The sequence below is a fragment of the Paenibacillus sp. oral taxon 786 str. D14 genome (assembly GCF_000159955.1).
Lineage (GTDB): Bacteria > Bacillota > Bacilli > Paenibacillales > Paenibacillaceae > Fontibacillus > Fontibacillus phoenicis.
On the sequence record NZ_GG695975.1, the window covers coordinates 112,895 to 139,138 of the forward strand.

Below are 26,244 nucleotides of genomic sequence, written 5' to 3' on the forward strand. Positions count from 1 at the left end.
TTCACTGGCAAGTGAAATGGTGTTACTTCTCGATTGTAATTAATTCGGATATGTCATCAATATCTAGCGCGTCGGCGATTTTTTCAAGCGTCCTTAGGTTGATTTGTTCGCGAATATTACGGGACATTTCTGATATGGCAGCCTGCCTAACTCCGCTCAATTCCGCCAATTTTGTTTGGGTCAATCCGCGTTCCTGCATTACCTCGTTTAATCTAATCGTTATTTTTCTCACGTTCAAACCTCCCTATAACAATTATAACCGAATATCCGGATATTCGTAAATTAATAGTTGACATTATACTAAAACCCGTATATACTTTGAATCAGATAATCGTATATACGTATAAGAGTATGGGGAGGTTCCGAAATGTCCAAATCTAAAACTTATTTCGACGCGTTAATTTCTCTCCGCGATGAGGTAAACTCGGCCTTTACGCTTCTAAACCGCAAGCTGTCCGAACTCGACCGCCAGATCAACGCTATCTATCACGAATTAGAGAAGTGCGAACTCGACGCTGATTCTGGTTTCGCAGCCGCTGTCTTGTTACAAGATGTCCTTCGCCGTCGCCGCGTAGTTAAGGACGAGATCGCCCGCATGGACCCGCTATTCAAGTTTTTGAGCGACCACACCGGCGGGCTAATCGACAATTATCAAAAACGCGTTGAAAAGTCGGAAGAAATCCGTAGAAACCTGAACGTTACACTCTCGTTAGAGGAGGTTATTACGCTATGACCAAAGCAATTATTACCCCAACCGCAACCATCGGATATTACCGCAACGCGCGCACGCAACTTATCGAAGTCACTCTCGGAGTGGGCCGCGCGGCCAAACGCATCACCGTACACCCAACGCTATTTATCGCGATATTTCCGGACGTAGACCGGCGCTGGACCGGCGGCACGATCGACGCAAACCCTTCGCAACTCTACGCGCTCGGCCTCGGACCTAAGCCGCGCAAAGAGATGACGGTCAAGCTCGCCGACATGCCGTACCAAGTGCGCTATGTCTACGCGCCGCAGATCGACCGCTATATTGCGCGCCTGCTTGGGACGCGCCAAGAGTTATCGTCTAATCCGCGGCACTTCCGACATGTGACCGGCGTATCGAATCGCGCGGTTCTCGGATCGATTTCGTTAACGGCGGACCAGGCGCGCGCCCTCGGCTTCATTATCGCGCAAGAGGAGGTGGCGGCAGATGAACTATCGGCCTAAGTCTGCGACCGAACACCGCTATATCTGCGTTCTCGACCGCGACGGATGGCGGATCACCGTCAACGTATTTACCCCGCGACCAGTCACGAAAGACGAGTTACGCGGCCTTGCGATTGATCGCGCAATTGACCACTTAGCGATAACTGGTATTGACGCGCAGCCTGACGAGTTCGAGCCGGTCGGATTTCGGGAGGTGACGCCGTATGTCGACTAAAACGACCGCCGATCGCATCGCATATTTCACGCGCAAGGCGAATCATTACGGGGCGCGCCGTTATGACTTCCTTCGAGGGCGTACCGCTAAGAGGCCGCCAGCTGGGCGATTTAACCGCCTGATGGCGTACAAGGCGGCCGTGACTCGGTTGATTCTCGCGGAGAGGGGTGCGCGGCCTTGACGTTTAGTGAGCTTTACGCGTCATTGTCCGATATCAAGCGCTGGCATCGGCGGTGTGTCGTATCCTCCGGGGCCGGTGACGTTTACGACGCTGACGCATCGTTTGATGATGTGGTCCTCCGGCTCGCGGCAAGGGACGATATTACGGACTTTCGGCGGCTGCTATATGTACATCTACGATACAAGCGGATTGAGCTATGGCGCAAAAATGCCCGCTGGCAAAGTCGCGTCTACTATCCGCAAGAGTACGAGGAGTTCGGCGCGACCGCTGACCGTACCGAACCGGATCGGGCCGGGTTTATCCGCGAACTCCTCGATCGGAGTAATGAGCCGGTCGCAGCCCTTATTGCAGACCTGGCGCGTCAAACGGACGGTAAGGAGTCAATCAGCGCGCTTGCCGGACGAGTCGGCCTCCACCAAAAAACCGCGTTTCGGGCCCTCCGGCGACTTCGGCGGTATTACGACGCGGATAAGGACGGGGACTTAGCGGAGTATCTCGCATAAGACGGGCCGCGCCCTCCGATGATGCCGACCGCGCCAACGGTCGATAAGCGGAGGAGACGCGCGTTATATCCCGTACCTGCCGGCCGCCAACCGGTGGGATCGCCATGCGGGAGTTTTATCGTCGAGTAGCGCCAAATGCTCGGCGGAAATCCGGTCGGTAACGATCGCGCCAACGTTTCCGTTATCGGCCGGACAATTAGAGGAGAGGAGCGCGACGGGCGGGCGCTTCTCTATCGCAAAATCCTGCGGCTCGGAGCTGGCAACTCCGGAACGTGAAGCCGCGATTATCGATATAGATTGCGCAAGCGGGCGGCCGGTTAAATCCGGTATAGGGCACCGCTCGTTTGCGTTTTATATAGGAATATACGTTCGTATTTTCGTGCGGTTTCAATTTTCTTTTTTTTTCGGACGTCCCAATCTCCGAAATTTCTGTCCGTATGTATTATGAGTGTCCCAAATCAATAGACTTTTGTCCTTATATATATCAGAGGGATGTCCCAAACTTCTCAGTTTTTGTGCTTATATTAAGTGAGAAGAAAAATGCGTAATTGATGTGCGAGCGGGTGTGCGGATGTTCTATAAAATATTGTGGGCGAAAAGTCTCCGGAAAGTGTACGAAATTAAATCGAGCGTCGTTACTTTAAGTGTGCGAACCTAAAATTTAGCGGCAATAATACGTTGACTGTGCGAAGTCGTATCGGTCGTCGTTTTTATGAATGTAAAAGTGTGCGAAAGCACATCGGGCTCCGTCGGTATAAGTGATGGCCGCGAAAAAAAAGTTGGCCGCGGGATGTGAAAAACAGCGGGTACCGGCAACATTTTAAGTGAAAGGTGACGCCGAAACTGTGCGAAACGGCGTTCATCGGCAACTAAGTAAGTGAAGGCGGAGTTTCCGCTCACTATAAATTATTCAAAAGGAGACGATGAAAATGTTCAAACAATTTATCGCTAAGGTTCTTGCTAAGAAGGGTTATATGGTACTGCACGAAAATACGAAGGCGATTGAAAATGCGAGTATTTTGATCGATTTCAGTACAGAGGATACAGCAGTTATTCTTACGAAAAGAGACGGAACCGAAGTTGCAAAGTTTGATACCGGCGATTATGAACGTAATTGTTCTCTCGCAGAAGAATTGTGCCAGAAGATGGGCGAGCCTTACGCGTGGGTACTTTAAACGAAATTGAAACGAGCGCGGTGGTCCCGCCGGCTGCCGCGTATCTCAATATTAAAGGAGACGCGCAAATGAAATACCACAACATTGAGGAAGCAGTCGCAGAAATTCAGCGACTCCGTAAAGAAATTGCGCGGAAAAATAGCGCATTAAGGCGGATTCAGGCGCTGGCAGGCCCAAATAAAGCGATATATGCCACTGCTGGGATCGCGCTAAAGGATAAACGCCAATAAAAGGAGGAAGAACAATTATGAACACATTACAAATGCCAGGAGAACGTTTTTTCAGAGAAATGGAGGAGGAAGTGAAGAATCTATACTTGAACTGGCTAAAGGGCGGCTATGTTTATTACATCGATTACGCTAAAGAATTAGGACGTACAATTATTTTAAATTGTAAAGATAAGGTGAGTTGGAGGTATTTATACCAAAAATACATCACACTTGATGAATGGGTAGAAAAGGAGAGGATAGAAGACGAAACTGGTAAAGTAACTTGCGTCAGTTCTATTATCGCAAAAATTGTCAACGATCACGCGTATCAAGAGATCGTAAGGATTAACAACATTGATGATGAACTAATCGAGTCGGCCAACTTCGATGTTGAGGAGGCGATTGTATTAGGATGTCATTGGTGCGAAGAGCAATTATTAAAGAGAATAGAGAGAATGGGTTTATGTTCTTTTGTCTATGAAGAAGAGGTGCGGCCATGAGCGAATTAAAACACTTGGCGCAAATTGCGATCCAACAGAAAGAAACCGTACTTGAACGAGGTAAGGGCGGATATTCACCGTCCCTTCACGATTTATTCCGCGTCCAGTTGCCGGAATTAGGCGCGAAATACGAAAAGAGGGCGGCACGCGACGCAATAATTCTCCTTTTATATCTTCACGCGTATGTGAACGGAACCGAGGCGAACGAATACTATATGTGGGCGTTTCCGACTGTTGAGCAGATACAAGAAGAAACCGGTATTCACAAAGACCGGATTAAGCCGCTATGCCGGATTCTCGAAACCGAGGGACTGCTGATTACAAAAATGACTAAGTGGCACGGGAATCAAAAGAAGATGTATCTGCCGCTATTTTACCCGATAAGCGATGTGATTCCCATTAATGGGGTGGCATAATTCCTGTTTTCAGGAACCGGCTAATTCCCGTTATTAGGATAGTAATAAGAACGAACTTAACAACAACGAATAACAAGAATAAATATACCGCTTCGGTTAAATTCGCTTACGCTCATTGAACCTCGCGGACCGGATTGAAGATATATTAATAGATTTCTATGCGCGTAAGAGAGTGTATTCGAAGAATAAAAACGATAGATACGGCCGGTTCCTGTTTGCGGGAATCGCTGACCAGTTAAGGAGGCGTCTTATGATGACAAGAAAAGAGACGTACGAAGCTGTGCAGAAATTTTTGATCAAAAATAAGGATGTTCCAACCGCCTGGCGCGCCGAACTTGTCCGCCAATTTACGGACGAGCTATTCGATAAAGGATGCCCGCGGCAGGCGTTCTGGACGTGGAAGATGACGCATCCGGCGTTAATCCGGAAAGGCGCGCCTCATCAGACGATCGGCGATATTCTCGCGGATTATATTATGAACGTACGCGAGATCCCCGAACGAAAAGCGGAGCATCCGGTACACGGTCCGGAGTTTGAATATCGCGGAGCGCTGCGTCGACAGGCGCTAGAATCGCAGCTATTGACGGAGCGGCCGGACGAGGGCGACCCGGAAGAGCGCGGCATATACGAAGATACGTTTATCACGGACCGGCCCGTCGATTCCGCGCTGTTTGACGAACCGGTGACGATGGCGGCCGACCGCCTAATCGGAATGTTATCGCAGATTAAGCGTAACCCGGCGGCGTTCATCCAGAAATACGCGGACGGAAGCGCATGGAACCGGAGTAACACCGTAAAGCGGCGAACACCGGAAAACGTGCGGGCGGCGATCGAAGCGCTGGACATGCGCCGCGTGCGTACGTGTGTCGTGTGTGGGAACGCCTTTTATTCACACAGTAAGCAGCCAGGACGCGTCAAGTTGTGTGATATTATGGTGCATCCGCAATATAAGAAGAAATATTTTTGCAAAGTAGAGCGCAACCGCGCGCTGTCCCTTATCGGTAAGCGCAAGAAGGCAGCCGCGTAATCAAACCAAATCCCAATACTATATAGACGGGCAAAACCCGTCGGTACTTGTGATTTTTTATTTGGGGTCAAAGCGAAGATTGTATAAGAAAGGAGAGTAAAACAGAATGAACGGGTTTGCGATCAGAGCGATTAGAATCAGTAAAGGGATGACACAGCCGGAATTTGCGAAGACGTTGGGCATTAGTCCTACGTGGTTGTGCGAAATAGAGAAAGAACGTCGGCCGGTGTCTGATAGAGTACGCATCCGCGTCAGTCAACTTTACGGCGACGATAACGCAGTTGAGATGATCCGTCGCGCAAAAATGTCCGAACATCTTACGGTTTAAGTTGAACGCCGTACGGAGCGGGTAACTACGGGAAATATGCAGGTAAAAATTCAAAGGCAAAACTGCTAAGCCGCAAAAAGGATGATCAGTATGGCCGTAGTAATTACAGAGGACGAACACATTACCATTATTCATTACGCGGAGGGTAAGCGCCCAATAAAGATCGAGCCTTTCGTTGTAACATCCGCAGAGGATGCAGATATCTTACAAGACATCATTAGATTTATCCACGTCGAGGCAAACTCTCCTCATCATATCGCTAAGATGGAGGATGCGAATTTTTTTGCACTGGTTGAATTACTGGCGACGAAGATTTGCTACGCGTTCTCCCCTAAAACCGAATACGGCATTAATAAGTCAGAGATTAGGGGCATTGTTTTATTTGTGCTACAAGCCGCAACCGAAGCCGGGGAGTGGTTGGACTCCTATCACTGTACTGACCGCACTTTCGTGCAATTCTTGAGGGGTTACCGCGATGAATAACCGAATTAAGACACTCGCGCGTAATCAGTGCGCTAACTTCTGCGGCACTAACGGTTGCCAACTCGAACCAAACGGACAACCGCGCTGCAACTTCTTCCGCGAGGACGAGCAAGCCCGACCGTATATCGAATCGGGTTCTTTGCGCTGCCTTTATTTTGAGCGCGCCGTATTGCCGACCGATCCCGCGCTATCGGACGCATACTTTTCCGCGGATGCAGGACCGGGCGATAAATGCGCTACGTGCGGATTACCATTCGTGCGTCGATCTAATAGGCAGCGGTATTGTCCGACATGTGCGGAGGCCCGGCGTAGGGAGTCGGATCGGGCGCGGAAGGGACGCAAGACCGCCCTATAATTCCGCATTTAGACGCTTGAAATCCGCGTCAGATGTGGGTTTGTAGACACTAGATTAAGAGATAGGATGAATTACCCTAGCTTAAATCCTAAATGCGGAAATTGCAGAAAAGGGTACCGAATATGCGCTGATTTCACGGAGGGGAGGTTGACGGATGAATGAGAAACAAGACGATGCGAAACGTTACTGTCCTTATTTTCGCGGCGTTGACGGATGTACTTGCGCGTTGTTGGCGGCGATGAGCAAGTCGGATGTGCGCTGTAAGGTTTGGCGCGGTGCCGATTCGACCCGGTGCCGCTACTTGGATACACAAATATGCCGGAGGTGACGCGGAATGACCGTAACAGTCTATCAGTACGTTTTTGTGGACCGCGATAAGACGCGCGTACACACGACGCTTGTTAACGACGCCGGCGCGGTACTAAACCGAAATATCGCGAATTATGAGGCGTATCCGCTCAAGCAAATTGCGGACGAGCACGCTAAGTACATGCTCCGCGTCCTAAAGCGCAGCCTAGCGCCGGATCGCGTTATTTACGACTGTAACGTTCGGGGGCGCGTCGAATATACGGCGACGGAGAGCGGGTTTAGCGGTAAATTAACGTATCATCCGCGTCTGGATAAGGCAGATAGCGTGCGCCTGCAATGGGCGGACGATCCGGAAGACTACGAGCAAGATGAGGACGATGACTTCGAGCAAGAGGAGATGGATGAGTAATTATGTTGTATCAACCAGCAAAAACATGGGACGGACTTAACGGTGAGGAGATGGCAGAGGTTTATTCGCGCATCGGCCCGAGTTTGGGTTATTCACCTAGGAGTGAATTACCTAATAAGTCGAAAGATAAGCGCCTGAGCGGCTATGTCCGACGGTATTATGACGATCGAGGCTTCGGATTTATTGGGCGCGAGGATGGTTCAGACGTTCATTTTCATATCAACGCTGTACAAGGGGCGGACAAATTGCGTACCGGAGACCGGGTAACGTTTGAGATTGGCGAAGATAAGCGCGGCAAGCCAACCGCTAAAAACGTGAGGTTAGCACGATGATTACCGCGCGGGGATTAATCGGCGGGGACACCGGTGTTACGACGCGCCGGATCACGCCGCAACCAATAGAGCGGCCGAAGCAGATTGTAACGGTGCGCCGCCGAATTAATACGAGCCCGGGCGATCTGTTTGCGACGGTGACGTTTGAGGCGTTAGACCAGGCGGGAGCCGTAATCCGCGCGGAGTCAATGCGGACCCGGCAACCGGTCATGTTGAGCGCAATTATACCGCGGGAACAGGACTTTGTTGACGGGTTGGCCGCGGAAGGTTACAAGGTAAAAACTAATTTTAAAGGAGAATGATATATGTCTTATCATAAGGCGAAAGCAAGTTTAGAAAGAGCGCGTGAGATTGAACAATCTTCAAGTAGCGTGATGCTGGCATTTAAGCGAGATCTTGCCGCGGCACTATCCAAAATTGATTTAGACCGCCGGCTCACGGAGGAGGGTAAACAGGAGGCCAAAGCCGAAGTCCGTCAGAAACACGCGATCGAGTTTCTGCAGAAGTCGCACACGATGAAGCAGGAGTACGTTGCAAATATCAGGAAGGCGATCCGCGAGGCCGAAAAGGTGCTTTACGCACCTCCCCGGAAACCGGACGCGACGAAGCTCGGCCGCTTTGAGGACGCCCTTAGATCGCTTAAAACGGAGCTTATGTTCGCCACATCGCAAAGGTCTGCGCTTGAAAAGTTACGCGGATTTATTGATAAACTTGACGATCCGTATCTTGCCAAGCGGGTACGTGATGACTTTGCGGACATCGCGCCGAAATTACTAGCGGCACCAGGCGACGGCACTATCGCAAAGGGTGACATCAAAGTATCTGTGCGCGCCGAGCTCGGTGAGATGTACGATAATCTACTCAAACCGTACCAGACGGAGGATTTCCGCGGGGCCGGCGAAGTCCTTGAAATTGCGCAGATGCTCGCCGAGGATTCGCGCATCCACCGCAGCCCGATCGTTAATGACGCGGCAAAAGAGGCGTTCGGCGAAGAATATGCGCGGTATATCAATGATACCGAATCATTTTTCGCGGAACATCCGGAGCACACGCCGGAGCCGTTTATCGACGAGGAGGGCGAACTCGCTCGCCAAACAGCGGAAGATATCGCTTGGATCTACAAAGACGATGAAAATCCGACGTTGAACGTTGGGGCCGGAGGGGGTGACGCGGAATGAGTGAGGAAGCGCTGGAACTCGCGAATAAACGACTTGTCCGGGCGGAGTTTTTGATTGCGTCGCGGAATGCCGGCGTTCGACCGGAGGCGCTAGACGCTGCGTATAAACTCGCCGATTTGTCCGGCGTTGCTATCGACGACAACGGTAAAGTGTGGGGCGTAGATGATGCGATCGAGGAGCTTCGGAACAAGAGCAATTATTTATTTATACCAGTTGAGAAACCGAAGCCCAAAGCGCTTGGCGGTCCGAGCGGAAATTAAATAAGTATCGAGGGGGCTGGCGCTAAACGCGCTGGCTTCTTTTTAATTTTGAGGGAGGGTGCGATGCAATACCAACCTGACGAAATTACATTCGCGCACATTTTAATTTTAACAGGCGAAGCGGGCCAGATCGCCGCCGGCGTCGAACTATCCAAGCGCAGAATCGCGGAGGACGGGCGGCCATACTACGATCTCTATCATGTGCTATCGCTCTATTACACCGGTTCAATTCGCCAACAGATACCGGTGATTGCCGCGGATATATTGCGCTGCGTTGATCCGGAGACAAAGCGGCTTGTTATGCGCTCTAACGTGCCTCATTTCCGGCAGTGGCGGCATTATGAGCGGTTGATTAACGTGTTTGCTGCGAGTCAGGGTGTTACGGTGAAGATTAACTATGATATACGGGTTCCGCGCAAGTTCCCGGATACGATAAAGCTCGCGGCCGATGCGGGGCGGCGCTGTGCCTCGCTGGATTGTGCGATATAGGAGGAGGAATTGAATAATTGAGCAGTGTAATTGCTATTCAGACTTATGACCGCGTATGGATCGGAGCGGACAGCGCGGTATCGACGCAAATCGGGGGTAACACTTATCGGCTACACGAGGACGGCAAAAAATTATTTCACGTCGGCGACAAGGTGATTTTCTGCTCCGGGATCATGGAACTGGCAGCCGCGATTATGGCGGAATACGAAGCGGCCGCGGACCACTCACTCGCAAAACTGCAGAAGATTGCGCGCCGACAATGCGCGGAATATACCGCCAAACACCCGGAAGTTAAGGAGCGGCGTGGCATGTTCGTCGAGCTAATGATTGCCTATTACGATAAGGGGCGCGGCAAAACGGTAGTCGCCAGCATCTCGCCGTATCACAACGATTTTGAGATCGTCGAGCGTACGCTTAATAGTCCGATGGACTTCGCGGTATGGGCGGGCGGCATCCGGACACAGCAGGCGACCGACGCGGCGATGGCGAAATTTCGGGAGACTTTGGACGTTAACTTTACCTACAAATACGCATTTCGCGCAATCAGTTACGAGGGGATCGGCGGCAACTTGACGGTGTACGAGATTGATGCGGCCGGTGTGCGGGAGAGCCTGCGGCATACGATACGGGAGAGACCAGGTACTAAGCGGCTGACTCGCGATGTGCTACAAAAGGCGGTTGCCGAGCTCGTAATCGCGGAGAGGATCGTCGGGCAACAAATTAACGGCGTCGGCTTATCGATCGGCAGCGGAAACAACATTACGTACATCAATCCGAATGGGATTGCGGCCGGTCATGCGAACTTTAGTAGCGCGCCGTTTCGGGTTGATATGCAGGGGAACGTTGTCGCACGGAAGATTACGCTGACGGGGACGGTTGAGAACTCGTCAATCAATACGTCAACAATCACAGCCGCGGTTATTAACGGTGGCCAAATCAACGGCGCGCAGATTATTGGCGGCAGCATTACGTCTAACACGGACATCGATATTACGCGCGACATTCGGGTAGGTAACAACATTTATCTCGGATTGACCGGTCAAACGAATGACCGGCGTATTGAGTTTGTCGATAGCGGGCCTTATCGGTCGTATGTCGGGTTTACTAACGCGACGAAACAGCTTGAACTCTACGCGGCAAACGATATCCGCATCAATAGCGGCCTTAATGTATCGCTAAATGCGGCTTATGACGTTAACGTTAACGCAAACCGCGTCATAATCCCGTTTAATACTTACCTCGGGTCAGCCTCGTCTAGTAATCGCCTGGTCATGCAGGCGGACCTCGGCGGTAAAGCAAACGTAGAGGATGCCGGTTATAATCTTACGTTCGATACAAGTACACGCAATCTTAAGATGTACAATCGATATGGCGACTTGATGGCGCAGGTCCATATACCGTAATTAATGGAGGGACACGATGCAAGTACGTAACTTACTTGAGTGTACGGTTGATCTATCGCAGCCGCTGCCGGGGTTGACCACCGTTATCTCCGCGGTACTCTCGGCGCATCCAGACGTTGATAAGCGCCTAGCCGTGTTACATGCGCTTAGTGACGAGATTACAACGTCGCTGCTTACATTAGAAGACGGGATAGGAGAGGAAGAGTCATATGACAAACGACGAAATACGCATTGACATTGCGGCATTAACGGAGCGTCTGCGACAAATCCGTATTGAACAAGGGCGGCCGGCCGATCCACCAAAACGGAAGAAATGCGTTGATATTCCGTTATCGCTCGCGTTGGTTGAGCGGTTGCAACCGTTCCGAGCGATTGCAGTAAAGTACGCGTCGATTCTTGCGGCTGGCCAGGTTATGCGGATTGATACGGATAAGCTTGCGGAATATGGTGAAATGGCGCGCCTCTTGCGTCACTCGGTGGGCTTCTTCTGCGGGCTACATGCGCTCGGAGCTGACGGAGTGCTTGCGGCCATGCAGCGAATTAATGCGTTGATTGACGCCGGAAGAATTGACGAGATCAACACAAACAAGGAGATGCGCGGCGTCCACTTTTGTATTGAGTTGATGACAAAAGATGAAGGGCTACGACATGATGCGTTCGATCACCGCGATAAATACGATTTCGACGCACGGAAGGAAGCAGAGCGCTTGTTATCCGATCCGGTCGCGCTACAGGCCGCGATTGATAAAGCGTTTAAAGAAATAGAGGAGGACGATATCTATGAGCAGACAACGCAAAGCGCTTGAGGCGCAACTAACTGAACAGCAACGGAGAGCCGCGCAGCTTTTAGTCGCGAACGAGTGGGGAGAATTGCTCGGCGAGAACGGCAAAAAGAAGACGATGCAAGAACTGGCGGACGAAATCGGGATCGCGCGGAGTACGTTGTTTGAGTGGAAGTCGCAAGAACATTTCGCGGCATACGTGAACTATCTGGCCGAGCGCAACCTTGACGCTATGCGGTCGGAGGTGTACGTTCAACTTATGCGTGCGATCCGCGGTGGAGCGAACGGGATTCCTTCCGTTAAAGCGCTCGATTTATTCATGCGTCGTTACGGATTGCTCACCGATCGAACTGTCGTAGAAGACATGCGAGATACGGTCGAGACGCGACGCAAAACAGACGAGGAGATTCGCGCGGAGATTGACGAATTGAACGCGATGATTGACGGTACAAAGGCGAGTTAAGGCGTAATGAGTCCGAAGTGATTGCGCTTGTGATGGCGTGTAACCATGCGGATTACAGGCGCTTTTACTTCGGATTCTTTCGGACTTAGCGTAAATAACCTGCAGCGGGCGCGTGGCGTGTGCGCCTCTGCAAACTCGGGGGTTCAGCGGTTATATTTCGCCTGTTCACGCTGCATAAACGATGTATAAACGCCTCAATCCGCGATGAATAATTTACCAGCGGAAATTACGATAATCCGCGCCACTACGCGAAATCTACTGGAAATGTATATACAGTGAATAACGCCTGTTTATGCAAGATCGGCGGAAATGGCGTAGTGGTGCGGGTTCGCGGCGCACGGAATGGATTGCGGATTACACATTATCAACCCCGCGCGATTGCATACGAATGTATATCGTAACGTGTACGGATAAGGCCGGCCGCTGACCCCCAAGCCACCCCCTCGCCGGCGGCTCATCAGGCCCCCGCACAATCGACATAGCAAAATTAACTCGGGTGGTAATTAATGTAAATAATTATGCGCGCCAATCCGGAATTTTACTATAGAAGAAACGCGCCTACTATTGCGAAATTTGACCGCACTAGGGTACAATACGGTTAACGAGATTATACGCCATAGGGGCGTGTGATTAACGAGTCAATTCGGTGATTAACAATCCCGGCCTGCGCGGTGAAAACGTTGATCTGACGCGGTTTTAGCCGAGCGCAAGCCATCCGTCAAATTCACCATCCACAACCCGAACGCCATCGCCACCTGCGGATGCGGTCAATCGTTCCGCTTTAAGGACGAGGAAGGCGCGCCGCAACCTTGCGATTGATTGGAAAATAATAAGGGACTCTTCCATCTGGAAGAGTCCTTTTTTCATGGTTGCGTTTCAGCTGGAGGCTCGCGAAGGTCAAGCTGATCAGGGGCAGGCGCATCCGGCTCCTCATACAAATGGGACCGCCGTTCGAACCATTGGAACAGATGGGTGAAAATTACTTTCAGCACAGCGTAGCCCGGCACGGCGAGAATCACGCCCAGGACGCCAAACAGATTGCCGGCGGTGAGGATCACGAAGATGATCGTGATCGGGTGAATGCGCAGCGTCTTGCCCATGATTTGCGGCGAAATGAACTTGCCTTCAACGAGCTGGACAACCGTCCAGACGACGATCAGCTTCAGCAGCATGATCGGCGAGGTGACGATGGCCACAATGATCGCCGGAGTAATCGCGATAGCCGGCCCGAGATACGGGACGACGCTCGTGAACGAAGCGATGATCGCCAGCGTCAGCGAATAATCCAGGCCGATGATCACGAAGCCGACATACATCAGCGCCCCGATGCAGAAGCTGACGATGATTTGCCCGCGGATATAAGAGCTAATTTGGCTGTTCATCTCGGTCATCACATGGTGCGTTTGTTCACGGAAGCGAACGGGCACGTAACGCAGGATGAACTCCGGCAGCTTCTTGCCGTCCTTTAACAGATAAAATAAGATGAACGGCATGGTGATGATCGCCAGGACGACGTTCTTGACGGCTCCAAGGAATCCGCCGATGCCGGACCAGGCGTTGTTCAACAAAGCGGTCCCTCGCTCCGACAGCGTGTTGGACAGGTCGTCCAGATTAAAGCCGGTCGACTCTTGGACCTGATGGAAGAAGTTGCTGCCGATCAAGCTTTCGAACTGCCGCTGCACCTCAGACGTATATCTTGGTAAATTTTCGATCAAACTCAGAATCTGTGCCTGAACCAACGGGATAACGGTCATAATGAGCACCGTGAGGATCCCCGCGATCAACAAATATAACCCGGTAATCGTGTATACCCGGCGAATGCGCTTCGTTTCCAGCCAATCCACCAGCGGGTTGAGCAGATAATAGATCGCTCCGGTGAGCAGAATCGGGAGCAAGACGGTTTTGAACAGCACCGTAATGGGTTTGAACACAAACGGAATATGGGCGAACACCAGAATATTCAAGCCAATCAGCAAGACGACGAGCAAAAACACTACGAAACGGTTATTTAGAAAAAACCTTTTGAATCGGTCCCCCCAAGGTTGCGTACTTCCCATGCCAATAGAACCTCCTGTATCTTTCTACTATCCCAAGTAACGATAATTTCTATGTAGTAATACGCAGAAATGGGTTTTGGTTCCCATCTTTTTTATGGAAAAAAGCCCGGATGCCATCCGCAAGCGATGCTCCGAGCTTTTCCTGTGCGGTCAGGCACTCCCGACTTGCTTTAGAAAAATTGACGATTCACCATCATGACGACCATACAGGCCGCTGCCAGAGAAAAGACGATACAGCCGATGCCGAGACCCTTACGCGTTGTCCTGGCCATTTTGATGCCCGTGAGGAACAATGCGACGGTAATGCCGGCCAGCACCAACGACATGGCGATCATGGCAAACCAATAGAGGACCTCGAACAGAGCTGCCTCAAATGAAGAACCCTCTGTATTCAAAGCTTGTGAACTCTCCTTCCTCTGCTAGTCATAGACTAACGTCTCCCCTTAATATACGCGAAATCCCTCGCTTTGCATAGAAAGAGCCTGCCTGACAGCCTTACCGGAGAAAGGGCTTAAGCCTTGGACAATCATCCAAGAATACGAATCTACAAATGAGTACTATACCGTATAGTGAGAGGAAGGGGATGGTGTCATGGCGGGGAGACAATTGGCCAATAAGTGGCTCAAGACCGAAGCGCTTCTCAGCAACGCGGTCGTGGCCGCCCACATACCGCAAACCCGATTGTACAGTGCCGATTCGTTAAGGAGCATGCTGCATCAGTTCGGCATGGTCGTCATTAAACCCCTCCGCGGCGGCGGAGGTTATGGTGTGATTAAGGTAACTTACGCAGGCGGAGTTTATGCTTATACCTATTTGTCCCGAACACGCGCGTTTTCCAGCTTTGAGGCGATGTTTCGTTCCTTAAACCGAGTGAAGGTCGGACGTAAGTATATGATCCAGCAAGGTATTCATTTGGCCCGCATCGCCGGGCGCCCGATCGACTATCGCGTGAAGGTCGTTAAAGAGAACGAAGTTTGGGTCTATCGCTCCATGGTCGGCCGGTTAGCCCGCCCTGGGCTGTTCGTGACCAACTTGTCCAAGGGAGGGACGATGCTTAGTGCCCGCGCAGGGCTCAGCCGCTCACTGGGCCGCAAAATCGCCGCCAGCAAGCGACGGGAGATGCGTACGTTAACGAATCTTTGTGTACAGATTCTAGAGGCTCGGTTTCCGGGGATCGGGCAGCTTGGTTTTGATTATGGCGTGGATCGGAACGGGAAGATCTGGATTTTTGAGGTCAATACGCGGCCACAATAAGCTCGGATTGTCGGAAAATAAAAAAATTTTTGGTGAAAAATGGGAACGGGTGTCCTGTGAATAACTTTTGTCCACATTATCCCACTAGCTTTTTCAACGGTTTTCGATATTTACTAACACGTTATTCACAGGATTTCCACAAGGGTTTGTGGATAACAAGAACACTTGTTCTACTAAACTTTTCCTGTTATGATGGGGAAAATACTAGAAAGGATGTGTTATCAATGGCGCTGTTAACGGATGAGTTGCTCCTCGAATCCTATCAGAAAGCAACCGAACTGCAGTTGGATCGGGAGTTTATCGCACTGCTGTTAGCAGAAATTCGCAAACGCGAATTAGAGCTTACCGCGCCGTCCGTTTTGCACTAATTGTGGACAACCTGGCTTACTTCAATAAGAAGGATATAGTTATCCCCAACCATCAAGGCGCCTGCCAGGCGTTGACATGATAAATATAAGCTTCATGACAATGCGGACACTGAACGACATGTTCGCAGCCCGAAGGAATACGCGCGGAGATGGCTGAGGTATACTGATCAGCGGATCCGTAGGGGCTGTAAGGCCCGGCGTAATCTTCTTTTTTTCCAGCATTCTCTAGAATGTGTCCGCAATCGGGGCAGGCGGCGTTTAATGAAGCCAAACCGTTGCATAACGGGCATATATATGGCAAAGGGTATCTCTCCTTTACGATATGATCTTCCGTAAAGGTAAGATACCCTTTTGTTTGCTAGAACATGTAAGAACGTGAATAAGCTGCTTAAATTACAGCTTCAAATTACTGCTGTGACCTGGGGACAACTTCGCTTCCGGATCGATATAGACCTTAGCGTTGTTGACCGCTGTCGGTGCTTCGCCGAATCCGACCGCAATCAGGTCCAATTTGCCGGGATATGTCGTAATGTCACCGGCCGCAAAAATGCCTGGAATCGAGCTTTCCATCCGGGAATCGACGACAATAGCGTTGCCTTCAATCTCAAGGCCCCATTCTGCGATCGGTCCGAGCGACGAGACAAATCCGAAGTTGACGATCACGTCGTCCACAACGATCTCTTGAGTCTCCTTCGTCTTAACGTGCGCCAGCGTGACGCGTTCGATGCGATCGTCACCGTGAAGCTCTGCGATTTCCGTTGGGGTAATGACTTGGACGCGGGAAGCCATCAGCTTCTCAACGCTGTGCTCATGCGCCCGGAATTTATCGCGGCGGTGAATCAGCGTCACTTGCTCAGCGATCGGCTCAAGCATCAATGCCCAGTCCACAGCGGAGTCGCCGCCGCCACTAATCAGCACTTTCTTGCCGTGGAAGCGGTTCATGTCGCTAACGAAATAATGCAGGTTCGTTTTCTCGAAACGGGCGGCGTTCTCCAGATCCAGACGACGAGGCTCAAAGGCGCCGACTCCTGCGGTAATGATGATGGCGCGCGCATAGTGAACACCTTTATCGGTGGTCACCACAAAATGGCGCTCTTCTTTCTTCTCAATTTGCAGCACCCGTTCCTCCAGACGCACGTCCGGCTCGAAAAGCTTTAATTGTTCATGCAGGTTGTTGATCAGCTCTTGGCCGGTCACTTTAGGAAAGCCAGCCACGTCGTAAATATATTTCTCAGGGTAAAGGGCAGCAACTTGCCCCCCAAGCTGAGGCATACTTTCAATCAGTTTGACGGAAGCTTTTCTCATTCCGCCGTAAAATGCAGCAAACATGCCCGCCGGTCCACCACCGACAATCAGAAGATCCGTGAATTCGGCGTTATTTTGGGTTGACACGTGTCAAACACCTCCAGATGGTTTCTTTTTCTTTCTGCAACTATAATGTCAATTCTACTTTATTATAATCGTCGTATCCCTAGTTTGGAAAGGCAAGATGAAAACTGTCGAAAATCTGGAATATAATCCGTTGAAAGTCCTATAATTACGGGTAAAATAAGACTTGATCTTTTAGGCAAAAGCCGATATCATTCAAATGTATGCATTCATATTTGTGACGAAAAAAGTACATTTATGATTATACGACAGAAGACTTTTGCTCATCCTACAAATAAGGTTTAAACTAATACTAAAATGTGACAAATGTCTCTGGATTGACCTAATGGGATGACTGAAACGGTTTGAGTTGGTATAGACTGGGTTTTTATGTGTTAATTTTCACATTGCGTTTTTGGCTTTAATCAAATATAGAGTGCGTAATATTGGAAGGAGAACAATTACATGAGTACCATACCCAAAATAGTGATTCTTGGTGCGGGTTATGGCGGCATTCTTACCGCGCAGCGGCTGCAGAAAGAGTTGAATTACAATGAAGCAGACGTTACTCTGGTGAATCGGCACGACTATCACTACTTCACGACGCATCTGCATATGCCGGCTGCCGGGACGGATTCCATTGAACATACCCGAGTGGCAATATCCAAATTAATTGACGAATTTAAAATCGACCTTGTGAAATCGAATGTACAGGAGATTCGTCTGGCCGACAAGAAGGTCGTGCTGCAGGACGGAACCCTTTCTTATGATTATCTGGTGATCGCGCTGGGCGGCGAACCGGAATCCTTTGGCATCCCGGGCCTGACGGAATATGCGATGACGATCCGCAGTATCAATTCCGTTCGCTTAATTCGCCAGCATATCGAATATCAATTCGCGCTTTACAAAATGGACGAAAGCCGGACCGACCGATTGAACTTCGTCGTTGGCGGCGCGGGCTTCAGCGGCATTGAATTCGTTGCCGAGCTGGCTGATCGGATCCCGCAGCTGTGCAAGGAATACGACGTTGATCCGAACTTTGTTAACGTGTACAACGTTGAAGCTGCACCAACGGTTCTGCCAGGCTTCGATCCGGAGCTGGTCGAATACGCGATGGACGTGCTGAAGAAGAAGGGCGTACAGTTCAAGATTGGCGTAGCGATCAAGGAATGCACGCCGGATGGTGTTATCTTGGCCACCGGAGAGGAAATTAAGTCGCAAACCGTCATTTGGACAGGCGGCATCCGTGGCAACCGTCTTATCGAAGCGGCAGGCTTCGAGACAGCGCGCGGTCGCGTGAAGGTCGACGATTATTTGCGGGCACCTGGCCATGATAACGTCTTTATCATCGGGGACAATTCGCTGATGTTTAATCCGGAAGGGCGTCCATACCCACCTACGGCGCAAATTGCCATGCAGCAAGGGGTGACCTGTGCGCAAAACGTGGTGGCGGCCATTCGCGGCAAAGAGCTCAAGAAATTTGTGTTCAGCAATAAAGGAACCGTGGCTTCGCTGGGCAAAGGGGAAGCCATCGCCAGCGCGTTTGGCAAGAAATATAAAGGTTGGGTTGCTGCCCAATTAAAGAAGCTGGTGGATATGCGTTACCTGTTCATTATCGGTGGGATTCCGCTGGTGTTGAAGAAAGGAAGATTCTTCTAAGATGCGTCACTGCAGCGTACAGGTTCGGGGGCTGTTGACGCGGGACGAGCTGGATCGCTATAACGCCTTGATGGAAGTGGGATCTTACCTGGAATCGCAGCAGCGTTACGATTTGGCTTATACGGTGCAGAAGGAAGTGGACCTTCTGATCCAGCCGGCCATCGAACGGCTGAAGGAGAAGAGCCGCGAACGCGACCGGGCGACCGCGGAGTTCCTGAAGTCGCTGGAGGCAGAGGCCGAAAGGGAAGATTAAACGAACAAAAGGGTGTGCCGCCCGAGGCTGGCACACCCTTCTTTTTTAAGATATCAGAAAGTATAAACTTCGGAGCTTCCGCTTCCTGATATCACAAGAAAAACTACCGCTAACCGCGGTCTGTCTTCCTAGAATATACGTCGATAGACGTTTTTCTTATCTATATGGAATTACACTTTCAACATCTCGTCCAAACGCTCTGCATTCAGCAGATTGCCGACGTAAAAGGCACCAAACTCGCCAAAACGTGCGCTGACCTCGTCAAACCGCATTTCATAGACCAGCTTCTTGAATTGCAAGGCATCGTCGGCGAACAGGGTAACGCCCCATTCCCAATCGTCGAGGCCTACGGAACCAGTGATGATCTGCTTCACTTTACCTGCATAGCTGCGGCCGATCAGGCCATGGCTGCGCATCATTTCGCGGCGCTCTTCCATCGTCAGCATGTACCAGTTGTCGGTGAGATCGCGCTTTTTGTTCATTGGATAGAAGCAGATATGGTTGGTCTTCGGCAGGATCGGCTGCAAACGGGCCATCACTTCCGGATTCGCCTTCGGGTCACCGCCGCCGGATGCGAGATAATTGCTAAGTTCTACGACGCTGACGTAGGAGTATGCTTTGGTTGTATATTCAGCAAAGGTTGTTTTGTTGAAGGCCGTCTCCAGGGCGTTCAGCTCTTCCAGGCTTTCGCGCAGGTGCATGAACACGAGATCGGCTTTCTGTCCGACGATCGAATACACCGCGGTGCTGCCGGTTTTGGATTCCTCCATCAATTCCCATTCTTTCAGGAACGTATGCAGCTCCTCCAGGGCTCCGGCGCGTTCTTCGTCATCCGCCGCTTTCCAGGCGGTCCAATCGATGGTGCGGAAATCGTGAAGCGCATACCAACCTTCTAAGGTTAGGGTAGCTTCGTTCATGTATAATCACTCCTAGATTCAATCTGATCCTCATTTACGAATTGCCAATACGTATCTTATTGTATCGCAAGGAGCCTAGACGGGGCAAATCGATTCACTCCATTTTCATGTAAAGTTCATTGCTTCGTTACATAATATCTAGTAAACTAACTACTAGCTTGATTTAGTGTGATGAATGTTATAGTTACCTCTAAGAAGGGTGGGGGAGCGATCGATGGGCTGGCTCATCGTACTGGTGCTGATGGTTCTCTTCTTCGTGATGATGTTCGGCATCGGTTTCATTTTGAATATGTTAATGAAAACAACCTGGTTTCCGGCATACGTCTTTATCATCGTGATTTTGCCCATTGTGGTCTATACGCTGTGGGACCATGAACAGAGCTTTGGGACCTATCTCGCATCGTTCCGGCTGGTCGATTATTTGACGGCGTTCGCCGGGCTGTGCGGGGCGATCCTAAGCGGATGGACGATCCGAAAACTGCGGTTGGGCGGGTACAAAATGTTTTAAAAAAAGCGCGAGTACCGTCGGGGGATAACCCTGAGGTCTCGCGCTTTTTCTGTGTGTACTTTTTCTCTGTGTACCGTTATTCCTGCTGGCCTCGCTTCCATTTCTGATATTCAAGGAATTCCTTAAATTCCTTCTTGCTGACGCCCGAAGTCATAGCTTCCTGCACCAACTCCGACCATTCCGGATCAAGTAATTCCGGTGCGGGGCGGTCGCCATACAATAGCAGGTTGATCGAGACGTTAAGAGCGTCGGCTATCTTCTCAATGAAGGAAATAGAGGGATTCGATTGAATATTGCGCTCAACGTTGCTGAGATAGGATTTTGCCACATCTGCCTTCTCCGCCAGCTCGGACAAGGAGTACCCTCGGTCCTGCCGAAGTTTCTGAATACGCTCGCCAATATGTTCTGCCATGTAGCCGTCGCCCTTCTATCAGAAATAATTTGATGTCATTATATCAGAATAACCGGGATCGGACAAAGGTGTTAAGTCGGAAATTCAACCAAACAAAGAACACCTTAGTCCCAGATCGGGGTAAGGTGTTCTGCTTAAATTTCTCAAATTATCTAATTTGACCGTCGCCTTGTTTCGCTTCAAACGTCCAAGTCAGGTTCAGCGTGTCGCCTTGGAATTGGTTTTGGTCTTGACCGTTGTCCACGAATTCAAAAGCAACGGCCAACGTGTCGGTAGTGCCGGCTCTTAAGCCGCTGCGCTCGCCGAGGAAGAAGCCTCTTTCAACGGCGTCCGGTGTTTGATTTTGCAGGTCATAGAGCGTAGTTTCCCAAATGACGTCATTCAGCTTGTCGATATTGTTCAGGAATTTTACCTTAATATGTTTACCAAAATCGTCCGTGTTGTCTGGAGCGTCGGCTTTATTCGTCACCGTGTAGCTCGTTTTCAACAGAACTTCTTTAATGTCAAGCGTTCCGTCATTTTTGAGCTTGAACGTACGAGGAATCGTGTCACCTGGTTTCAAGTTGTTAAGATTTACAATCGCTGTTGGATCAGCGTTGATATCCAATGTACCTGCGGCGAACGTCCCAGTCGTTTCGACCGTATCGCTAAAGTAAGCGAACGTTCCTCCGCCGATCAATGTCAAACCGAGTGCTGCAGTTGCTACCCCAAAACCTAATGTCTTTTTGATACCCATTCCTGAATTCCTCCCTGATCTTAAATAAATTTTTTATATATAGCATCCTTATGTATACATAAGGAGAACAACCAAATCATTAGTGCTGAGCTTAGGATGATGCGTCAATGACGTCAGGGTGCTTGGTGTCCGATTGCGATTGATTCGCTTTCCGGTTTTTTTTCTTCCAGACTGGCGATGGCTTTCCACAGCGTAACCACCGCGTACAGGAACAAGAGGATCCCTGGGATGATCAACAGGGTGACATTCCCCGTCTTCGTTCCAGCGAAGCTTAAGAAATAGCCCACGTACGGAACGTTAAATCCGGTATAGACGCCGGTCACATTCGCGGGGTGCACCAATTCCGAATCGGCGGCATCGTTATTATCGCCTTTCGTCCGGTACAGCACCTGGCCGTTTTGTTCGTCCTGTGTCACCTCGATGATGCGGTGGGTAATCAGCTTGTTATCGCCTGACCGGAAGGTGATGACGTCGCCGACGTTGAAACGGGTCATATCGCCGCCCGGCTTAATGGCCGCAACGGAACCGGTAGGGATGGAAGGCTCCATCGAGCCGGACAAGACCGTTTTCAACTGATAGCCGTAGAAGTTCGGTTCGCTGCCGGAAATCTTTGAGAGGACCACCGAGCCTGCCACGGTAAAAAAGGCAACCGCCATCAGGAACGTCAGCGCGTTTCCTAACCATTTACGAATACGCATGTTATTCACCTACTTCTGAAGGAATCGCGTCCTCATTCTCGTCATCGTCATCCTCTTCATCCCCGTCGTCGTTCAAATCGATGGGCAGTTCATCCTCCGGTTTCGTCAGGATAAGACTGTCCAATGGATTTGGCTGCTCGGGGGGCAGCAGAGGTTCTAGCCCCGGTGTGCCGCTGCTAGCCGGCGCATCCGGCGGAAGGGTTGCAGATTCATCCTCTGCAACACCATCTTCTTCTGCAGGAGGTTGGACTGCTCCATCACCGGAATCGCCCACCGTCGGAGGGGGTTCTTCCTCCAACTGCTTTAATCGTTCCAGCTCCGCCAGCCGCTGTGCTTCCGCTTCTGCCAACAGTTGAGCCCGCTGCGCTTCGAGACTGGAAATCTCGGCAGTTAAGCCTGCGATTGCCGATTCCAGAGAAGCATGTACGCTCTCAAAGTACGTGCGCTCTTCGCCGGCGACCGGATTGCTGAAGGCACTTAAATCATCGGCCGACCGGGACGAAAACGGGCTGGCAAAAGCGATAGCAACAAAGCCGTTGGTCGAGAGGCTAAACTCAGATTGATGGACGGAGCGCAGGTAGCTTAAGATCTCCTGTAACGTCCCGCGAAGCGGGCCGGATAGCAAACCGCTGCCCTTCAGGAGATCCGCAATCCGGTCAAGCACCGTAGTTTGCGTGAGCTCGGCACAATTCGGCTCCAGGCCGTTTAATGAAGTCAGTAGCCCTTGAATCACGGCGGTCGCTGCCGTGATTTCCTGCACCAGCTCTTGCCAAGTGGACTGATTCAGCGCCAGTTGCTGCTGCAGCTGCTGGATTGTGGCGTTCAGCTCGCTAATCCGTGCCGATAAGCCTTCGGCTGCGTCCAGCTGCAGGCTTGCGGAGAAATCTGCGGAACCTTCCGAGCTGACCGGTCCGTCGCCGCTGGAGTACACCGCATCGGTTGAAGACGGGGGCAGCGGAAGACTGGTGGCCGGATCACTCGCATTCGGAAGAGCCGGAGACGAGATCGGAGTTGTTGTATCTATCGAAGCGCGGATTAGGCTTGCTCCGATAAGTCTTCCTTTTAAGGAAGCAGCCCGATCCAGATGCTCGGCCAAAAGCGCAAGCTGGCTTTCGATCTGGCTCGGAAATACTCGGCACGCATTGATTTCCGTGTTATCTTCGCGTGTGCTGGTGAATTCGCCGAAGGTTGTGCCAACCTGCTGAGAAGTCCACAAGAGCAGAGTTGAGAGAATTAATCCGGACTGCAGCGATTTGACCATGTTTTGCTTCTTCCGTTTTTTGCGTAGTTTACGTATTACTTCAGCTCGGGATCTTCGCAGAATAGTCGCTCCTTTCTAGGTATGGTCCGTTCTGTTCGTTAATATGTTCGTTATTAAGAACAAACACCGTGATTTGAATATACCTGAAATGGTTAACGTTAGGAAAGGCGTAAATCCAGTGATTTGTTCTTAATAAAGAACATTTATCTATTGTTTTCTTTAAAAATCTGACTAATTCACGGGATTTCACGATTTATTGTTCTCTATAAGAAACAATTCCTAGTACTTGACAAGCGGTGGTTCAATATGACAAGAACATTAGGGATTAAACAAAAAAAGCTAACCTTTTCGATGAAAACGGTATGCCGAACTTACGTGGAATGACATACTTTTCAAATTTGAGACGTTATAATAAGTACCAAGATGCATACTGACTAAGGAGATCCATTGGCATCAGAAGCACCAGATAAGGGTAAACCTGTTGAAAAGCAGGGGCACAAAGTCTCAGATCTAAGGTAGGAATACTAAGATGGCTGGACTGCCTGGGGACAAAACCAAAAAAATGATCTTAGGAGGAGATTGTTGTTGAAGAAGTCCGCCCAGGTTATTTCTTATGATCGGTTCCCCGGAAACGTTGACCCGGAATGGGTGATTTTGCTCGCCATGGCAAAGGAGGAGGGGGTCTCCATTGATGAGGTTCGGCGTTTTTTAGCCGGAGATCGCCCTTATTTAAAAGAGTGGTATTTACATAACAAATAGATGATAAAGAAGAGGGAGTAAAGGGCCGCCCCATCAGGGGGACGGTTCTTTTTTGTGCTTATTCCGGCGTAAAACATTGTCCCGGCGAGGCTCAGGAAGAAAAAGGGAGATTTTTGTAAGCTGGGGGCGATTCAGGACGGCGTCTTTTATGCTAAAATAGAGGAAGTCTATTTGTACGTGATAGGGAAGGAGCGATGAAGCCGTGCGCATGAACAACATGCTGCATTTTACCGAAAATCACCGTTATTGCGTATACCGTGACTTCGGACTCAGTCCCGTCGATGGCAAAATGCTAGGTTTGATCTATCAACCGATGGTCGGGGCGTTCGCGATTTCGCTGTACCGGCTGCTGGTAGAGCATGTTCCCCAGGAGCAGGTTGGATATTCGGACGTCGAGCAGCAGCGGAAGCTGTTCCTGACTCTTGGCCTCGATCCAAGCGAGAAAGGGCGGAAGTTTCTCATCGAGCAGACTTCCCGGTTGGAGGCGGTGGGGCTGCTTCAGACGAACCGGCTCTATGTTCCGGACAGCGACGATTATATCTACGAATATGAGCTTCAGGCACCGCTGGCGCCGGCGGAATTTTTCCGGACTCAGCACCTGACTTTGCTGCTACGAGACAAGATCGGGAAATTCGCGGTCCTGTCTCTGCGGGAGCAGTTGTTCCGCGGAGAACCGGAGGCGTGGTCAGGGGTTGGCCTGAATAAGGAAAATATTACGGTTCCGTTCTATGAGATCTTTGAGCTGAACACCCATTCCATTGATTACGAGCTGGAGCAGGCGATTGCCGAGACGTCGATCGCCAGGCAGCCGGGGCTCAAGCTGGCTTTGGAAGAGGATGCGATCAACTATGCGGACATCATCCTGCGTTTTCCGCGTGAGTCCCAGAATCGCTCCTTCGTTGAGGCGCTTCGCTTTGACCCGGAAGGGATGGGCGTGGTGAATTATGTTGCCCGCAAGTACGATTTAAGCGTCCAGGATATTTGCCGGCTGCTGGATGAAGACGGCGTCTTTGATCCGGGCGGCGGGATTCTGCTGGATGCACTCCAGCACAAGGCCAACCTGCAGTTCCGCCAAGGCAAGCGCCGTCAGGAGGAACGCGAGGTAGCTTACGGCAAAATCGTCGCGTTGCGCGGCGAGGATCCGAAAGCGGCGGCCGCTTCCGCTCAAGCGGGGAACGTGGCCGAGGAGGTTGCGGTACAGATGGAGTATTACGTTGACGTACCGCCGCAATTCCAAAGCAAATGCGATATTCACCAATATAATATGATGCTTCGCAATGAGCCGTATACCCGGTTACTGAAGACGTTCTTTCCGGGATCGATTCCGGACAACCTGCTGGACATTTTTGAGAAAATCGATTTGAACTACAAGCTGCCCGGCGAAGTAATCAACGTACTGATCCATTATTTGATGTCTTTGCTCACTTCTGGCGGGGAGCAGCGGATCAATCGCAATTTCATCGATGCGATCGCAGCCAACATGCTGCTTAAGCAGATCAACACGTATGAGCAGGCCGTACAATATATCCGCGACCAATCGAAGGTGAAGGAGAAGGTCAAGGAGAAGGCGGGCGGCGCCGCCTCCGGTGGAGGACGGGCGCGAACCTACGGCAGCCGGGGAGCGAAGCCGAAGCCGGAAATCCCGATTGTGGAACGGACTGGCCAGGAGACCGCCGTATCGGAAGAAGAATTTGCTGAGCTGATTAAGATGGCGGAACGCATGCAATCCGGAAAGCATAAAAAAGAAGTCTGAATCCGTTTAGGCT

The 26,244-nt window shown here is 50.7% G+C and carries 39 protein-coding genes, 1 pseudogene and 1 riboswitch; of the genes and pseudogenes, 31 read left to right on the forward strand and 9 right to left on the reverse strand.

Annotated elements, in window-relative coordinates; genetic code table 11:
• Positions 1-22 precede the first annotated feature (22 nt).
• Positions 23-232: a helix-turn-helix domain-containing protein gene (locus tag POTG_RS10410; protein WP_009224780.1), complete on the reverse strand. Its 210-nt coding sequence runs from the start codon at positions 230-232 to the stop codon at positions 23-25.
• A gap of 135 nt (positions 233-367) precedes the next feature.
• Between POTG_RS10410 and POTG_RS10415 the strand changes: the two genes are divergently transcribed.
• The 24 genes and pseudogenes from POTG_RS10415 to POTG_RS24785 form a co-directional block, all read left to right on the forward strand.
• Complete coding sequence (locus tag POTG_RS10415) at positions 368-733, forward strand: hypothetical protein (RefSeq protein ID WP_009224781.1); 366 nt, start codon at positions 368-370, stop codon at positions 731-733.
• A complete protein-coding gene (locus tag POTG_RS10420; RefSeq protein WP_009224782.1) occupies positions 730-1,212 on the forward strand; it encodes a hypothetical protein in 483 nt (160 codons plus the stop codon). The genes POTG_RS10415 and POTG_RS10420 overlap by 4 nt, the downstream gene beginning before the upstream one ends.
• A complete protein-coding gene (locus POTG_RS10425; protein WP_009224783.1) occupies positions 1,196-1,426 on the forward strand; it encodes a hypothetical protein in 231 nt (76 codons plus the stop codon). The genes POTG_RS10420 and POTG_RS10425 overlap by 17 nt, the downstream gene beginning before the upstream one ends.
• Positions 1,416-1,607, forward strand: coding sequence for a hypothetical protein (locus POTG_RS10430; protein ID WP_036644973.1), 192 nt, complete (start codon positions 1,416-1,418; stop codon positions 1,605-1,607). Before POTG_RS10425 ends, POTG_RS10430 begins: the two co-directional genes overlap by 11 nt.
• Positions 1,604-2,110 carry a hypothetical protein gene (locus tag POTG_RS10435; protein ID WP_009224784.1) on the forward strand — a complete coding sequence of 169 codons (507 nt, stop codon included), beginning with the start codon at positions 1,604-1,606 and terminating at the stop codon, positions 2,108-2,110. Before POTG_RS10430 ends, POTG_RS10435 begins: the two co-directional genes overlap by 4 nt.
• 929 nt (positions 2,111-3,039) lie before the next feature.
• A complete protein-coding gene (locus tag POTG_RS10440; RefSeq protein ID WP_036644974.1) occupies positions 3,040-3,285 on the forward strand; it encodes a hypothetical protein in 246 nt (81 codons plus the stop codon).
• A gap of 68 nt (positions 3,286-3,353) precedes the next feature.
• Entirely contained in the window at positions 3,354-3,515 is a 162-nt protein-coding gene (locus POTG_RS23810; RefSeq protein ID WP_157273397.1) for a hypothetical protein, read from the forward strand.
• Between the two features lie 17 nt (positions 3,516-3,532).
• Complete coding sequence (locus POTG_RS10445) at positions 3,533-3,994, forward strand: hypothetical protein (RefSeq protein WP_009224787.1); 462 nt, start codon at positions 3,533-3,535, stop codon at positions 3,992-3,994.
• Positions 3,991-4,410, forward strand: coding sequence for a hypothetical protein (locus tag POTG_RS10450; protein ID WP_009224788.1), 420 nt, complete (start codon positions 3,991-3,993; stop codon positions 4,408-4,410). The genes POTG_RS10445 and POTG_RS10450 overlap by 4 nt, the downstream gene beginning before the upstream one ends.
• A 250-nt stretch (positions 4,411-4,660) precedes the next feature.
• Entirely contained in the window at positions 4,661-5,437 is a 777-nt protein-coding gene (locus tag POTG_RS10455) for a hypothetical protein (protein WP_036644975.1), read from the forward strand.
• Positions 5,438-5,543: 106 nt separating this feature from the next.
• Entirely contained in the window at positions 5,544-5,765 is a 222-nt protein-coding gene (locus POTG_RS25355; protein ID WP_009224790.1) for a helix-turn-helix domain-containing protein, read from the forward strand.
• Between the two features lie 90 nt (positions 5,766-5,855).
• Positions 5,856-6,248: a hypothetical protein gene (locus POTG_RS10465; RefSeq protein WP_036644976.1), complete on the forward strand. Its 393-nt coding sequence runs from the start codon at positions 5,856-5,858 to the stop codon at positions 6,246-6,248.
• 509 nt (positions 6,249-6,757) lie between these two features.
• Positions 6,758-6,931, forward strand: a complete 174-nt coding sequence (locus POTG_RS23815) for a hypothetical protein (RefSeq protein WP_157273399.1) — start codon at positions 6,758-6,760, stop codon at positions 6,929-6,931.
• Positions 6,932-6,937: 6 nt separating this feature from the next.
• Positions 6,938-7,321 (forward strand): hypothetical protein, encoded by a 384-nt coding sequence (locus POTG_RS10470; RefSeq protein ID WP_009224792.1) that lies wholly within the window; start codon positions 6,938-6,940, stop codon positions 7,319-7,321.
• 2 nt (positions 7,322-7,323) lie between these two features.
• The gene (locus tag POTG_RS10475) at positions 7,324-7,653 is read left to right on the forward strand and encodes a cold-shock protein (protein WP_009224793.1); all 330 of its coding nucleotides are present in this window, start codon (positions 7,324-7,326) and stop codon (positions 7,651-7,653) included.
• Positions 7,650-7,955: a hypothetical protein gene (locus POTG_RS10480; RefSeq protein WP_009224794.1), complete on the forward strand. Its 306-nt coding sequence runs from the start codon at positions 7,650-7,652 to the stop codon at positions 7,953-7,955. The genes POTG_RS10475 and POTG_RS10480 overlap by 4 nt, the downstream gene beginning before the upstream one ends.
• 3 nt (positions 7,956-7,958) lie before the next feature.
• Positions 7,959-8,831: a hypothetical protein gene (locus tag POTG_RS10485; RefSeq protein ID WP_009224795.1), complete on the forward strand. Its 873-nt coding sequence runs from the start codon at positions 7,959-7,961 to the stop codon at positions 8,829-8,831.
• The gene (locus tag POTG_RS10490) at positions 8,828-9,091 is read left to right on the forward strand and encodes a phage scaffolding protein (RefSeq protein ID WP_009224796.1); all 264 of its coding nucleotides are present in this window, start codon (positions 8,828-8,830) and stop codon (positions 9,089-9,091) included. The genes POTG_RS10485 and POTG_RS10490 overlap by 4 nt, the downstream gene beginning before the upstream one ends.
• A gap of 63 nt (positions 9,092-9,154) precedes the next feature.
• Positions 9,155-9,580 carry a hypothetical protein gene (locus POTG_RS10495; protein WP_009224797.1) on the forward strand — a complete coding sequence of 142 codons (426 nt, stop codon included), beginning with the start codon at positions 9,155-9,157 and terminating at the stop codon, positions 9,578-9,580.
• Positions 9,581-9,597: 17 nt separating this feature from the next.
• Positions 9,598-10,983 carry a hypothetical protein gene (locus POTG_RS10500; protein WP_009224798.1) on the forward strand — a complete coding sequence of 462 codons (1,386 nt, stop codon included), beginning with the start codon at positions 9,598-9,600 and terminating at the stop codon, positions 10,981-10,983.
• Positions 10,984-10,999: 16 nt separating this feature from the next.
• Positions 11,000-11,218, forward strand: coding sequence for a hypothetical protein (locus POTG_RS23820; RefSeq protein ID WP_009224799.1), 219 nt, complete (start codon positions 11,000-11,002; stop codon positions 11,216-11,218).
• Positions 11,193-11,789: a hypothetical protein gene (locus POTG_RS10505; protein ID WP_009224800.1), complete on the forward strand. Its 597-nt coding sequence runs from the start codon at positions 11,193-11,195 to the stop codon at positions 11,787-11,789. Before POTG_RS23820 ends, POTG_RS10505 begins: the two co-directional genes overlap by 26 nt.
• Positions 11,764-12,228 (forward strand): phBC6A51 family helix-turn-helix protein, encoded by a 465-nt coding sequence (locus POTG_RS10510; protein WP_009224801.1) that lies wholly within the window; start codon positions 11,764-11,766, stop codon positions 12,226-12,228. The genes POTG_RS10505 and POTG_RS10510 overlap by 26 nt, the downstream gene beginning before the upstream one ends.
• Before the next feature lie 723 nt (positions 12,229-12,951).
• Positions 12,952-13,047, forward strand: a pseudogene (locus POTG_RS24785) (iron-sulfur cluster assembly accessory protein); the annotation flags it as partial.
• Positions 13,048-13,091: 44 nt separating this feature from the next.
• On the opposite strand, the gene POTG_RS10515 reads toward POTG_RS24785, so the two are convergent.
• Positions 13,092-14,285 (reverse strand): AI-2E family transporter, encoded by a 1,194-nt coding sequence (locus tag POTG_RS10515; protein WP_009224803.1) that lies wholly within the window; start codon positions 14,283-14,285, stop codon positions 13,092-13,094.
• Between the two features lie 170 nt (positions 14,286-14,455).
• Entirely contained in the window at positions 14,456-14,680 is a 225-nt protein-coding gene (locus tag POTG_RS10520; protein WP_009224804.1) for a hypothetical protein, read from the reverse strand.
• Between the two features lie 196 nt (positions 14,681-14,876).
• Here POTG_RS10520 and POTG_RS10525 point away from each other — a divergent pair, with 196 nt between their 5' ends.
• Together POTG_RS10525 and POTG_RS10530 are read left to right on the forward strand one after the other, a co-directional pair.
• Positions 14,877-15,539 carry a YheC/YheD family protein gene (locus POTG_RS10525; protein ID WP_009224805.1) on the forward strand — a complete coding sequence of 221 codons (663 nt, stop codon included), beginning with the start codon at positions 14,877-14,879 and terminating at the stop codon, positions 15,537-15,539.
• A 224-nt stretch (positions 15,540-15,763) separates the two neighbouring features.
• Positions 15,764-15,907, forward strand: a complete 144-nt coding sequence (locus POTG_RS10530) for a sporulation histidine kinase inhibitor Sda (RefSeq protein WP_016310959.1) — start codon at positions 15,764-15,766, stop codon at positions 15,905-15,907.
• 393 nt (positions 15,908-16,300) lie between these two features.
• On the opposite strand, the gene POTG_RS10535 is transcribed toward POTG_RS10530, so the two are convergent.
• Positions 16,301-17,299, reverse strand: coding sequence for an NAD(P)/FAD-dependent oxidoreductase (locus POTG_RS10535; RefSeq protein WP_009224807.1), 999 nt, complete (start codon positions 17,297-17,299; stop codon positions 16,301-16,303).
• A 441-nt stretch (positions 17,300-17,740) separates the two neighbouring features.
• On the opposite strand from POTG_RS10535, the gene POTG_RS10540 reads away from it, so the two are divergent.
• Both POTG_RS10540 and POTG_RS10545 read left to right on the forward strand, forming a co-directional pair.
• Positions 17,741-18,934 carry an NAD(P)/FAD-dependent oxidoreductase gene (locus POTG_RS10540; protein ID WP_009224808.1) on the forward strand — a complete coding sequence of 398 codons (1,194 nt, stop codon included), beginning with the start codon at positions 17,741-17,743 and terminating at the stop codon, positions 18,932-18,934.
• 1 nt (position 18,935) lies between these two features.
• The gene (locus POTG_RS10545; RefSeq protein WP_009224809.1) at positions 18,936-19,187 is read left to right on the forward strand and encodes a hypothetical protein; all 252 of its coding nucleotides are present in this window, start codon (positions 18,936-18,938) and stop codon (positions 19,185-19,187) included.
• A gap of 170 nt (positions 19,188-19,357) precedes the next feature.
• Here the strand turns inward: POTG_RS10545 and hemQ are convergent, their stop codons facing one another.
• Entirely contained in the window at positions 19,358-20,104 is a 747-nt protein-coding gene (hemQ, locus tag POTG_RS10550) for a hydrogen peroxide-dependent heme synthase (RefSeq protein WP_009224810.1), read from the reverse strand.
• A 214-nt stretch (positions 20,105-20,318) separates the two neighbouring features.
• Here hemQ and POTG_RS10555 point away from each other — a divergent pair, with 214 nt between their 5' ends.
• Complete coding sequence (locus POTG_RS10555) at positions 20,319-20,612, forward strand: YuiB family protein (RefSeq protein ID WP_009224811.1); 294 nt, start codon at positions 20,319-20,321, stop codon at positions 20,610-20,612.
• 76 nt (positions 20,613-20,688) lie between these two features.
• Here POTG_RS10555 and POTG_RS10560 read toward each other — a convergent pair whose 3' ends face one another.
• The 4 genes from POTG_RS10560 to POTG_RS24790 form a co-directional block, all read right to left on the reverse strand.
• Entirely contained in the window at positions 20,689-21,024 is a 336-nt protein-coding gene (locus POTG_RS10560; protein WP_009224812.1) for a helix-turn-helix domain-containing protein, read from the reverse strand.
• Positions 21,025-21,172: 148 nt separating this feature from the next.
• The gene (locus POTG_RS10565) at positions 21,173-21,760 is read right to left on the reverse strand and encodes a CalY family protein (protein ID WP_009224813.1); all 588 of its coding nucleotides are present in this window, start codon (positions 21,758-21,760) and stop codon (positions 21,173-21,175) included.
• A gap of 113 nt (positions 21,761-21,873) precedes the next feature.
• The gene (gene sipW / locus POTG_RS10570) at positions 21,874-22,458 is read right to left on the reverse strand and encodes a signal peptidase I SipW (protein WP_036644977.1); all 585 of its coding nucleotides are present in this window, start codon (positions 22,456-22,458) and stop codon (positions 21,874-21,876) included.
• A 1-nt stretch (position 22,459) separates the two neighbouring features.
• Positions 22,460-23,719: a hypothetical protein gene (locus POTG_RS24790; RefSeq protein WP_009224815.1), complete on the reverse strand. Its 1,260-nt coding sequence runs from the start codon at positions 23,717-23,719 to the stop codon at positions 22,460-22,462.
• A gap of 461 nt (positions 23,720-24,180) precedes the next feature.
• A riboswitch (cyclic di-GMP riboswitch) is annotated at positions 24,181-24,265 on the forward strand.
• Positions 24,266-24,304: 39 nt separating this feature from the next.
• Between POTG_RS24790 and POTG_RS23170 the strand changes: the two genes are divergently transcribed.
• A complete protein-coding gene (locus POTG_RS23170; RefSeq protein ID WP_157273400.1) occupies positions 24,305-24,478 on the forward strand; it encodes an anti-repressor SinI family protein in 174 nt (57 codons plus the stop codon).
• 202 nt (positions 24,479-24,680) lie between these two features.
• Positions 24,681-26,231 (forward strand): DnaD domain protein, encoded by a 1,551-nt coding sequence (locus tag POTG_RS10580; RefSeq protein ID WP_009224817.1) that lies wholly within the window; start codon positions 24,681-24,683, stop codon positions 26,229-26,231.
• Positions 26,232-26,244: the final 13 nt, after the last annotated feature.